The following is a 12,917-nucleotide window of genomic DNA, read 5'->3' on the forward strand; positions in this document are numbered from 1 at the left end:
GGGAAATCATCGCTTTTTTCATAAAAAAATGCTATAATGAAGGGTATGAAATATCACGATTACATCTGGGATTTAGGTGGAACTTTACTAGATAATTACGAAACTTCAACAGCTGCATTTGTTGAAACATTGGCATTGTATGGCATCACACAAGACCATGACAGTGTCTATCAGGCTTTAAAGGTTTCTACTGATTTTGCGATTGAGACATTCGCTCCCAACTTAGAGAATTTTTTAGAAAAGTACAAGGAAAATGAAGCCAGAGAGCTAGAACATCCGATTTTATTTGATGGAGTTTCTGGTTTATTGGAAGATATCTCAAATCAAGGTGGCCGTCATTTTTTAGTTTCTCATCGAAATGATCAGGTCTTGGAAATTTTAGAAAAAACCTCTATAGCAGCTTATTTTACAGAAGTGGTGACTTCTAACTCAGGCTTTAAGAGAAAACCAGATCCTGAGTCCATGATTTATTTAAGAGAAAAGTATCAAATTAACTCTGGTCTTGTCATCGGTGATCGGCCGATTGATATCGAAGCAGGGCAAGCTGCTGGACTCGATACCCACTTGTTTACCAGTATCGTGAATTTAAGACAAGTATTAGACATGTAAGAAAAAGGAATAAGATGACAGAAGAAATTAAAAATCTGCAGGCACAAGATTATGATGCCAGTCAAATTCAAGTTTTAGAGGGCTTAGAGGCTGTTCGTATGCGTCCAGGGATGTATATCGGATCGACCTCAAAAGAAGGTCTTCACCATCTAGTCTGGGAAATTGTTGATAACTCAATTGATGAAGCCTTGGCAGGATTTGCTAGCCATATTCAAGTCTTTATTGAGCCCGATGATTCGATTACAGTTGTTGATGATGGGCGTGGTATCCCAGTCGATATTCAGGAAAAAACAGGTCGACCTGCCGTTGAGACTGTCTTTACTGTTCTTCACGCTGGAGGAAAGTTTGGCGGTGGCGGATATAAGGTCTCAGGTGGTCTTCACGGAGTGGGGTCCTCAGTTGTTAACGCCCTTTCAACTCAATTAGACGTTCATGTCCACAAAAATGGTAAGATTCATTACCAAGAATATCGTCGTGGTCATGTTGTCGCAGATCTTGAAGTAGTTGGAGATACGGATAAAACGGGAACAACAGTTCACTTTACACCGGATCCAGAAATTTTCACTGAAACAACCACTTTTGACTTTGATAAATTAAATAAACGTATTCAAGAATTGGCCTTTCTAAATCGTGGTCTTCAAATTTCCATTACAGATAAGCGTGAGGGGTTAGAACAAACTAAGCATTACCACTATGAAGGTGGGATTGCTAGCTACGTTGAATATATCAATGAGAACAAGGATGTTATCTTTGATACACCAATCTATACTGACGGTGAGATGGATGATATCACAGTTGAAGTAGCCATGCAGTACACAACGGGTTACCATGAAAATGTCATGAGTTTCGCCAATAATATCCACACCCATGAAGGTGGAACGCATGAACAAGGTTTTCGTACAGCCTTGACACGTGTTATCAACGATTATGCTCGTAAGAATAAGTTACTGAAAGACAATGAAGACAACCTAACAGGGGAAGATGTCCGTGAAGGACTAACTGCAGTTATCTCAGTTAAACACCCAAATCCACAGTTTGAAGGACAGACCAAGACCAAACTGGGGAATAGCGAAGTGGTTAAGATTACCAATCGTCTCTTCAGTGATGCCTTCTCTGATTTCCTTATGGAGAATCCTCAAATTGCAAAACGCATTGTAGAAAAAGGAATTCTGGCTGCTAAGGCTCGTGTGGCTGCCAAGCGTGCGCGTGAAGTCACTCGTAAAAAATCTGGTTTGGAAATTTCCAACCTTCCAGGTAAACTAGCAGACTGCTCTTCTAACAATCCTGCTGAAACAGAACTCTTCATCGTCGAAGGAGACTCAGCTGGTGGGTCAGCCAAATCTGGTCGTAACCGTGAATTTCAGGCAATTCTTCCAATCCGCGGTAAGATTTTGAACGTTGAAAAGGCAAGTATGGATAAGATTCTAGCTAACGAAGAAATTCGTAGTCTTTTCACAGCGATGGGAACAGGATTTGGTGCAGAATTTGATGTTTCCAAAGCTCGTTACCAAAAACTTGTTTTGATGACCGATGCCGATGTCGATGGAGCCCACATTCGTACTCTTCTTTTAACCTTGATTTATCGTTATATGAAACCAATTTTAGAAGCTGGTTATGTTTATATCGCCCAACCACCAATCTATGGTGTCAAGGTTGGAAGCGAGATTAAAGAATATATCCAGCCAGGAGCAGACCAAGAAATTAAACTCCAAGAAGCCTTAGCCCGCCACAGTGAAGGTCGTGCCAAACCAACTATTCAGAGGTATAAAGGTCTGGGTGAAATGGATGACCACCAATTGTGGGAAACAACCATGGATCCGGAACATCGCTTGATGGCCAGAGTTTCTGTGGATGATGCAGCTGAGGCAGATAAAATCTTTGATATGTTGATGGGGGATCGAGTAGAGCCTCGTCGTGAGTTTATCGAAGAAAATGCCGTCTATAGTACACTTGATGTCTAAAAAATCGGGAGAACTAGTTCCCTTGGTCTAAAAAATATGATATAATCATTACGATTGTTTCAAGTAAAAAAAGGAGTTTAATATGTCTGGTACACTAGTAATTTATCTTGCAATTGCTGTTGCAGTTTTCTTAGTGATTGCCTATGCTATCGCAATCTACGTACGAAAACGCAATGAAAGTAAATTAGCAATTTTAGAAGAGAAAAAAGAAGAGCTGTACAATCTTCCAGTAAACGATGAAGTTGAAGCTGTAAAAAATATGCACTTGATTGGACAAAGTCAAGTGACTTTCCGTGAGTGGAACCAAAAATGGGTTGACCTATCTCTTAACTCTTTTGCGGATATCGAAAATAATCTTTTTGAGGCAGAAGGCTATAACAACTCATTCCGTTTTTTCAAGGCCAGTCATCAAATAGACCAAATCGAGAGTCAAATTACCTTGATTGAAGAAGATATTGCGGCAATTCGTAATGCTTTGGCAGATTTGGAGAAACAAGAGTCTAAAAATAGTGGACGTGTTCTTCATACTTTGGACTTGTTTGAAGAGTTGCAACACCGAGTGGCTGATCATTCTGAAGAATATGGCCAAGGTTTATCTGAAATCGAAAAACAATTGGAAAATATCCAATCAGAGTTTTCTCAGTTTGTTACTTTGAACACTTCAGGTGACCCAGTAGAAGCTGCTGTGATTTTGGATAATGCTGAAAATCATATCTTGGCTTTGAGTCACATAGTAGATCGCCTGCCAGCAATTGTAAAAACATTATCTAAAGAGCTACCTGATCAATTGGAAGATTTGGAAGACGGTTACCGTAAACTTTTAGATGCTAATTATCATTTTGCTGAAACGGATATTGAATCTCGCTTCCAATTGCTTTATGAAGCTTTGAAGAAAAACCACGAAAATATTGCACAATTAGAGTTGGATAATGCTGAGTATGAAAATACTCAAGTTCAAGAAGAAATCAATACACTCTATGATATCTTTACACGAGAAATTGCTGCTCAAAAAGTAGTAGAAGGCTTAGTTGCAACCCTTCCTACATATTTGAAACACATGAAAGATAGTAATGCTGTTTTAGTGGAAGATATTCAACGATTGAGTAACAATTACCTACTATCTGAAACGGATGTTAGTCATGTTCATAGATTACAAGCTGAGTTAGAATCTTTAGAAGAATCTGTATTGGAATTAACTTCTGAACAAGAGGAACATTCTGAACCTTATTCATTCCTTGAAGATCGTTTGGAAAACTTACAAGCGACTTTGAAGGAAATTGAAGATGAACAAGTTGCGGTTAGTCAACGCCTTGCTCAGATTGAAAAAGATGATATCAATGCTCGCCAGAAGGCAAATGTTTATGTTAATCGTCTTCACACAATTAAGAGATATATGGAAAAACGCAATCTTCCAGGTATTCCTCAGAATTTCTTACAGTTGTTCTTTACAGCAAGTAACCATACTGAAGAGTTGATGGCTGAACTAGAAGAAGCTCGGGTCAATATCGAAGCTGTGAACCGTATGCTTGAAATTACAACCAATGATATGGAAGCACTTGAAGAAGAAACATATAATATTGTTCAATATGCAACATTGACAGAACAATTGCTACAGTATTCGAACCGTTACCGCTCATTTGATGAACGAATTCAAGAAGCTTTTAATGAATCATTAGAAATTTTTGAAAAAGAATTTGATTATCATGCTTCATTTGATAAGATTTCGCAAGCTTTGGAAGTTGCAGAACCAGGTGTAACCAACCGTTTTGTCACTTCATACGAAAAAACACGTGAGACGATTCGTTTCTAACATAATAAAAGGCTCTATAATATTTGTAGTGGGTAAATCCCCCTATAGATATTATGGAGCCTATTTTTTTGTTCAAAACGAGTAATAGTACTTATTTCTCATTGAAATTATAGCCTGAATTTGATATGATATTTCTATGGATAAAAGTAGAGCAAATCGTGTTGAGCACGATAAAAAGAGAATCGGTTTAATAGCCCTAGTAGCTATCTTTTCAGTAAGTATTTGTGTCCTTGGTTCAATGATTGGATACAAAGTATATACAAAGCAAAGTTTTGAACAAAGGATTGAATCTCTCAAAAAAGAGAAAGATGATCAATTGAGTGAGGGAAATCAGAAAGATCATTTTCGTAAGGGACAAGCCGAAGTAATTGCCTATTATCCTCTCCAAGGGGAGCAAGTGATTTCATCTGTAAAAGAAATCATGACACAGGATATTAAGGAAAATCTGGAAGACAAGGAAAATCTAGTTTTTTATTATACGGAGAAACAGGATTCGACTTTAAAAGGGATTGTTAACCGAAGTGTGATGAAACAAGTCTATGATTTAACTTCGTCAAAAGTTGAAGAGACTGAAAAAACTAGTCTGGCAAAAGTCCATTTGACAGAAGATGGTAAACCTTTTACACTTGATCAATTATTTTCAGATCCTAGTAAAGCCAAAGAGCAGTTGTTAAAAGAAATCACCTCTTTCTTACAGGATAAGAAATTGGACCAAGAAAAGATTGATCAAGTTGTTAAAGGCTTCTCTGAACAAGACTTGTCTGCATGGAATTTTGATTACAAGGATAGTCAGATTATCCTTTATCCAAGTCAGTCAGTTGAAAATCTAGATGAGATTGCCTTACCAGTATCTAGTTTCTTTGATGTAGTACAATCCTCTTATTTATTAGACAAGGATGCCGAACTTTATAAGGCTTATTATGAAAAGAAAAACCAAAAAGTGGTAGCTCTAACTTTTGATGATGGACCAAATCCTGCAACGACAAATCAAGCATTAGATACACTTTCTAAGTATGGTATCAAGGCAACTTTCTTTGTTTTAGGTAAGAATGTTTCTGGAAATGAAGAGATTTTGAAACGCATGAAATCGGATGGCCATGTTATTGGAAACCATAGTTGGAGTCATCCAGTGCTTTCAAAACTTTCACTTGACGAAGCTAAAAAACAGATTACTGATACTGAGGATGCGCTAACTAAAGTGTTGGGTTCTAGTTCCAAACTTATGCGTCCGCCTTATGGAGCCATTACAGACGACATTCGAAATAGCCTTGATTTGAGTTTTATTATGTGGGATGTGGATAGTCTGGATTGGAAGAGTAAGAATGAAGCAGCAATTTTGACAGAGATTCAACGTCAAGTTCGTAATGGTTCGATTATCTTAATGCATGATATCCATGCTGAAACAGTCAATGCTTTACCAAAGATTATAGATTATCTAAAAGAGCAAGGATATCACTTTGTCACAGTTCCTGAAATGCTTAATTCACGATTAAAAGCACATGAACTATTCTATGACCGTGATCAGTAAGACTTTTGCTGAATAACTAATTAAATCGTAAGTAATTTTTCAATAAATAAATTTAGTCTTGTATTAATCGAGGCTAAATTTTTTTATGTTTAAATCTCATGATAGGATTGGTTAATATTACAATTTTGTTACAAAATAATATTTTGATAGAATTTTCAGATAATTTGGTATATAATACTTTTAATTTAAATAAAAAGGAGTGATTTTATGGGAGATTGCAAAGATTTTTGTCATAACAAGTACCAAATAGCAACAATTTTTCTGCTAACGGTCTTTGCTTTCGGATTTGCTTTCGCACAGGTTAGTGCCGATGAGGGAAAATTTGAAACATCCAATCAAGTTACACGTACTGTAACGACTAATAAATTAGATGATTCAAATAAGCTTGCATCACCAGTCACGGCTGACAAGAATGCTCTAAATTCTTCTTCGAAAGAAAAAACAGAAGTGATAGAGTCATTAAAACAAGATGATTCTATCGAGTATAGAGATAATAAGTCAGACAAGGATTTAACCACACAGAAAGAAACGACTGCTATAAAAAGTGAAGAGAAGAAGGAAGAATCAGCAGTGAAAAGTAATTCTTCTTCAGAAAGCATACAATCACAGTCGTTATCTCAAGGTGGACATAAAGAAAAGCCGAACAGTATCTCCAGTAATGAAATTATTACTGTCCCTAAAACCTGGGAAGCAGGACATAAAGGACAAGGAACTGTAGTCGCTGTTATAGATTCAGGTCTTGATTTGAATCATGAGGTTTTGCGTATTTCTGATCCGTCAAAGGCGAAATTTAAAAATCAGGATGATATCGAAAAAGCTAAAAAGGCTGCTGGTATTGACTATGGGAAATGGTACAGTGACAAAGTAGTATATGCTTATGATTACTTTGATGGAACTGATAATATAAAAGAGGCTGAAAAAGAGTCTCATGGAATGCACGTTACTGGAATTGTAGCTGGAAATCCTGTTAATAAAGCACCGAATTCTGAGAAGGTTTACGGGGTGGCGCCAGAAGCTCAAATTATGTTTATGAGAGTTTTTTCAGACAGAGATAAAACTACAGCCTCTGCCCTTTATGTAAAAGCTATTGATGATGCTGTTGCATTAGGTGCAGATGTGATCAATATGAGTTTGGGTGCAGGTGCGGGTTCAACGGTAGATGCTGGTTCAGATATCATTGATGCAGTAAAAAGAGCACGCGCTAAAGGAGTATCTGTTGTTATCGCTGCAGGTAATAGTAATACTTTGGGTAGAGGTTTTTCACAACCATTGGCAGCAAATCCTGATTATGGTCTTGTCGGAAATCCCTCTACAGTGGAAGATTCAATTTCTGTTGCTTCTATTAATAATAAAATTCTAACTACTGAAGTCTTTGAAGTAAAAGGTTTAGAAAATGACGCTACCCTTGATTATGGTAAGTTTGATTTTAATAGACCTGAAACAGAAAAAGATTTTGAAAACGGGAAAGAATACGAATATGTAGCAGCGGGTATTGGTCGTGAAGAAGATTTTGCTAATATTGATGTAAGAGGCAAGTTAGCACTGATTCAACGTGGTAAAATTAATTTTTCTGATAAGATTAAAAATGCTCTTCAACATGGTGCAGCTGGAGTTTTAATTTATAACAACGTTGAAGGTGCAAATGTTAGTATGTCTGTTACAGGTGATGCTAAGAAAATCCCATCTGTCTTTATTTCAAAACATTATGGTGAAATTCTTAAGTCTGGTCAGTATAAAATTGTCTTTAATCACAAGATGGATAATCGTAAATCAGATGTTGCAGACCAATTGTCAGATTTTTCAAGTTGGGGAGTTACAACAGATGGACAATTGAAACCAGATGTTACTGCACCTGGTGGAAATATCTATTCATCATTTAACGATAATAGCTATGGAAGTATCAGTGGAACAAGTATGGCGGCTCCTCATGTAGCTGGTGTCGCAGCATTAGTCAAAGAATATTTAGCAAAGAAACATCCTGAATTATCAGCTAGTCAAATTTCAGAGATTGTAAAAGCTTTAATTATGTCTACTGCAAAACCACATTTTAATAAACAGACTGGAGCCTATACTTCTCCACGTCAGCAAGGTGCTGGTGTAGTTGACACGATGGCTGCAACAAGCACAGATCTATTTGTAACAGGTGCAAATAACTATCCAAGTGTTACTCTTGGCAATGTTGGTGATAAATTTACCTTTGAAGTTACAATTCATAATATTTCGGATAAAGACCGAACATTGAAGATGATTGTAAATATAAATACTGATGAAGTTGAAGAAGGGAAATTCACTCTCCGTCCACGAAAACTAACTGAAACAGTCTGGCCTGAAGTAACTGTGAAAGCTCATAGTACGAAGACAGTAACAGTTAGTGTAGATACAAGTAAGTTTACTGAAGAACTTAGCAAAATAATGCCAAATGGATATTTTCTAGAAGGATTTGTTAGATTTGTCAATCCTGCAGATGATGGTTCTGTTATTGGTTTACCATTTATGGGATTTAAGGGAGAATTCCAAAATCTACCTGCAATTGAAAAACCAATTTATCAATTGATTAAGGAAGGAAACAGTGGATTTTACTCTGAAATTGATAAAGATAATCCAGGAATTTCACCTTCAGACGATGCAACTTATTTAACAAGTTCTGAAAATGATGTAAATGTTTTAAAAGCAGAGCGTCAAGGAAGTCGAGTGACTGTACTCGGAGTGAAACAAGATGCTGAAGGAAAATACCATCTTCAATTAGATGAAAAGGGGAACATCCGCCTTGCTATCTCGCCAAATGAGGATGGTAATAAAGATTCTGTTCGGTTTAAAACTCTTGTCTATAGAAACTTGGTAAATCTTCGTGCGACGGTTTATGCTTCTTCGGATACAACACACAGTCAGCCTATTTGGCAAAGTCGTCCAACAGACCTTGTAAAAAATTATTTTGATGGCGATACTAGAAATCCAAGAAGTTATATTGTAGATAAAACAGCTTGGGGAGGACAGGATTCTAATGGAAATCGAGTTTCTGATGGAATTTATGACTATGTTATTAGTTATAAGCCAGATGTCCCTGGAGCTGAGGAACAATATACAACATTTAAAATTCAAATCGATACACAAAAACCTCTGATTACTTCGGGATATATTCGTTCTCAAGAAGATCAAGAACAATTTATAGCTCGCAAACCTCAGGATGTAGGAAATGGTGGAATTCTTCTAGAAAAAGTCTTTTATATTCGTCCTTCTGAAAATAGAGAGGCGACAGATTCAGAAATCGAACAGTATCAAATTATCAAACAAAATGAAGATGGTAGTTATACACTTCCTAAGAACGTTGATAAATCGAAAATCTTCTATTATGTAGAAGACTTTGCGGGAAATGTAGATTTTATATCTCTCAAAGATCTTGTAGGTGAAGAAAATAGTGGTCGTGTAAAAATTGCTATACTAAACAATAAAACCAAGGATGAGATTGATACAACTTATGTTTATCGCATTAAAAATAGCGAAGGTCAATATGTAACCGTTGATAAGTCAAAAGATATTAATTTCTTGAAATTTGGGCATTATGTTGCAGAAATTTTTAGCTATGACCGTACAGAGTTGAAATTTGTGAGTGCTCTATCGAAGGAATTTGATTTAACGAAAGAAAATAGTTTTCAAACTATTACCTTCTTGGCTAACAAAATGAAATATGCCCCAGTAACGGTTGGCTTTAATCAAGCTGTTCCTGGAACTACAACGATTACTTTAGTAGGTGAAGACGGTCAGAGTCAAGTCTTGCCAGCTGAAACATATGGTAAACATTCTTATGGTAAGAAAGTGGTTACTGGTGAATATAAAGTTCTTGTAAATCTATCAAACGGTTATGAATTACTTGATAATCTTCAACCATTTAAAGTTCTGTTTGGTAAAAATAATGTTTTGTCACTTTCAGTTGTTTCTAAGTTAGCTCTGATTGCAGCTTTAAATAAACAAATGGAAGTAGTTAAAACTCCGAGATATTATAATACAAAACAGAAGTTAAAAGAGATTTTTGATCAAAGTGTCAAAGATGCGCAACTAGCATTGGGAAGTAAACTTAACCAAGATAAAATTGACCAAATTGTTAAAGCTTTAGAGTCTGCTATGCAAACATTGGATGGTAAGGAATCTGATATCACATCATTGAAGAATGCCATTAAAGCATATGCTGAGACAGTTAAAAAAGGTAAATATATAAATTCTGATCAAGAACGCAAAGGTCGATATGATCGTGAATTTAAACTCTTGGCATTATTAATTACGAAAGATTTGATAACACAAGATGAAATTGACCGCCTATTGACCACTTTCTTGCAAGCACAAGAACAGCTGAATGGGAAAGAAACAGATTTCATGAGCCTGAAAAATGTTATCGTGGATGAAGTGAAGTTCCAAGACAAAGATCCAAGATTTTTGACAGCTAGCAAAGAGGAGAAAGATGCATATAATCTTATTTTCAACAAAGCTAAGTTACTTTTGGAAAATACAGAAGCTAGTCAAGAAGAAATTAATGAAGTAATCAATGCTCTAAAAGATATGGCTGTAAAACTTAAGGCTAATAAAGTAGAGATTCCAACCAAACCAGTTGCACCAGTTAAGCCAGTTACCCCAGCTAAAGCAGTTGTACCAGTTAAGCCAGTTACCCCAGCTAAAGCAGTTGTACCAGTTAAGCCGGTTAGTCCAGCTAAACCAGTTGCATCTGTTAAGCCAGCTAATCCAACTAAACCAGTTGTAACGATTAAACCAGTTAGTCCAACTAAACCAGTTGTAATGATTAAGCCAGTTAGTCCAACTAAACCAGTTGTAACGGTTAAGCCAGTTACTCCAGCTAAACCAGTTGTAACGCTTAGTCCAGTTATTCCAACCAAACCAGTTTCTCAAGTGCAACCTGTTAAATTAGTAAGTCACAATAGACAAGTCTCAACTATTAAGTCTTCAATTAGCAATGATAAAATTGAGAAAGCTTCATCAATTATAGAAGCTAATCATGAGAATAAAACACTTGCTGGAAGTGGTCAACAAGTATTTTTAGCTACAGTCAACAAAGAAGGAAAACAATTACCAGCCACTGGTGAGAATAACATGATTTCTATTATTCTAAGTATTTCAGGAATTTCTCTCTTATTGTCAGTTATTGGACTTGCAACCTTTTCAAAAAGTGAGTAGAGAATACAATACATCTTTCTATAGTTTTTGATTTACAGTATGTTACAATTCTGATATAATAGTCAGGAGGAAAGAAAGTCTTATGGCGTTCTTCAAGCGAGCTTGGGATAGTGGGAGCCAAGTAGGGCAAAATAAAGTGCTGGCGCTTTCTGTAGTATTTTAAAAAACAATGAAGTAATAAATTAGGGTGGAACCGCGTTTCTGACGCCCCTAGTCGTAAGGCTTGGGTGTTGAAATTCGGTTCTTTTTGAATTCGTCTAATGCCTAAGTAGAAAGGAGCATAATGCTTAAAGGATCTTGTTTATGTAAAGCAGTGACCTACACTCTAGATGAGGAATTATCGGAATTAGTTTTTTGTCATTGCTCATTTTGTAGGAAAGCAACTGCGTCTGCCTATACAGTTAATGCTAAAGTTAGCAGTGAAAAGCTAGTATTGCATGGAAAAGAAAAGCTTGTTTCCTATAGTTCTTCTCCAGGAAAACAGCGTTATTACTGCCAGAACTGTCATAGTCAAATTTTCACTGTTCAAGAAAATATACCAGAAGTCTGTGCTTTGAAATTAGGTACAATAGATGAATGCGATCAGAATTTACAAACTGTTCCTAAACGTCATATTTTTCAGGACCCAGCCTTTTCTTGGTTGCTTGATAAATAAATCTAAAAAGATAATATAAATTAAAGGAGTAAACAATGTCTAAAAAATTGACTTTCCACTGCGTCAGTGGCAGAAACCTCCTTATAGTCGGACTGCCCCACGCTCGGAACTAGAGTGCCTGAGCTAGACGCAGTACTAACTCGTCTTGCCTCGTATGATCGACGAGGCAGACTCGTGTCGCAAGTAATTTATATAAAAAGGAGTAAACAATGTCTAAGAAATTAACATTTCAAGAAATTATTTTGACTTTGCAACAATTTTGGAATGACCAAGGTTGTATGCTTATGCAGGCTTATGATAATGAGAAAGGTGCGGGAACCATGAGTCCTTACACTTTCCTTCGTGCTATTGGACCTGAGCCATGGAATGCGGCTTATGTAGAGCCATCGCGTCGTCCTGCTGACGGTCGTTATGGAGAAAATCCAAACCGTCTTTACCAACACCATCAATTTCAAGTGGTTATGAAGCCTTCTCCATCAAATATCCAAGAGCTTTACCTTGAGTCTTTGGAAAAATTGGGTATCAATCCTTTGGAACACGATATTCGTTTCGTTGAGGATAACTGGGAAAATCCATCAACTGGTTCAGCTGGTCTTGGTTGGGAAGTTTGGCTTGACGGTATGGAAATTACTCAGTTTACTTACTTCCAACAAGTAGGTGGATTGGCAACTGGCCCTGTGACTGCGGAAGTTACCTATGGTTTGGAGCGCTTGGCTTCTTATATTCAGGAAGTGGATTCTGTCTATGATATCGAATGGGCTGATGGTGTAAAATACGGAGAAATCTTTATCCAGCCTGAGTACGAACACTCAAAATATTCATTTGAAATTTCAGATCAAGAAATGTTGCTGGAAAACTTTGATAAGTTTGAAAAAGAAGCTGGTCGTGCCTTGGAAGAAGGATTGGTGCACCCTGCCTATGACTATGTTCTCAAATGTTCACATACCTTTAACTTGCTTGATGCGCGTGGTGCCGTATCCGTAACCGAGCGTGCAGGCTACATCGCTCGTATCCGTAACCTAGCCCGTGTCGTAGCCAAAACTTTTGTCGCAGAACGCAAACGCCTAGGCTACCCACTTTTGGATGAAGCAACACGAGCTAAACTCTTAGCAGAAGACGCAGAATAAAGAGAGTGACAAATTACGAAAATGGGCGAACAGAGTGAGCCCTGAG

The 12,917-nt window shown here is 37.0% G+C and carries 7 protein-coding genes; all 7 read left to right on the top strand.

The genetic code is table 11. The features are described 5' to 3' along the window. Nucleotides 1-45 precede the first annotated feature (45 nt). The 7 genes from HMPREF2628_RS06740 to glyQ all read left to right on the top strand — a co-directional run bounded on the left by HMPREF2628_RS06740 (nt 46) and on the right by glyQ (nt 12,871). Entirely contained in the window at nt 46-609 is a 564-nt protein-coding gene (locus HMPREF2628_RS06740) for an HAD family hydrolase (RefSeq protein ID WP_033681420.1), read from the top strand. A gap of 14 nt (nt 610-623) precedes the next feature. Continuing rightward, nucleotides 624-2,570: a DNA topoisomerase (ATP-hydrolyzing) subunit B gene (gyrB, locus tag HMPREF2628_RS06745; RefSeq protein WP_000134040.1), complete on the top strand. Its 1,947-nt coding sequence runs from the start codon at nt 624-626 to the stop codon at nt 2,568-2,570. 82 nt (nt 2,571-2,652) lie between these two features. Further along, on the top strand, nt 2,653-4,380 hold the full coding sequence (ezrA, locus tag HMPREF2628_RS06750; protein ID WP_033681389.1) for a septation ring formation regulator EzrA: 1,728 nt from the start codon (nt 2,653-2,655) through the stop codon (nt 4,378-4,380). Between the two features lie 136 nt (nt 4,381-4,516). Further along, entirely contained in the window at nt 4,517-5,908 is a 1,392-nt protein-coding gene (gene pgdA, locus HMPREF2628_RS06755; RefSeq protein ID WP_070842710.1) for a peptidoglycan-N-acetylglucosamine deacetylase PgdA, read from the top strand. Nucleotides 5,909-6,115: 207 nt separating this feature from the next. Then, nucleotides 6,116-11,089, top strand: a complete 4,974-nt coding sequence (locus HMPREF2628_RS06760) for a S8 family serine peptidase (protein WP_070842711.1) — start codon at nt 6,116-6,118, stop codon at nt 11,087-11,089. A 283-nt stretch (nt 11,090-11,372) separates the two neighbouring features. Continuing rightward, nucleotides 11,373-11,744 (top strand): GFA family protein, encoded by a 372-nt coding sequence (locus tag HMPREF2628_RS06765; RefSeq protein ID WP_000912012.1) that lies wholly within the window; start codon nt 11,373-11,375, stop codon nt 11,742-11,744. A 209-nt stretch (nt 11,745-11,953) separates the two neighbouring features. After that, complete coding sequence (gene glyQ / locus HMPREF2628_RS06770; RefSeq protein ID WP_000038733.1) at nt 11,954-12,871, top strand: glycine--tRNA ligase subunit alpha; 918 nt, start codon at nt 11,954-11,956, stop codon at nt 12,869-12,871. Nucleotides 12,872-12,917 lie beyond the last annotated feature (46 nt).

Origin of the sequence: Streptococcus sp. HMSC063B03 (assembly GCF_001836965.1) — a bacterium.
GTDB classification, from domain to species: Bacteria; Bacillota; Bacilli; order Lactobacillales; family Streptococcaceae; genus Streptococcus; species Streptococcus pneumoniae_F.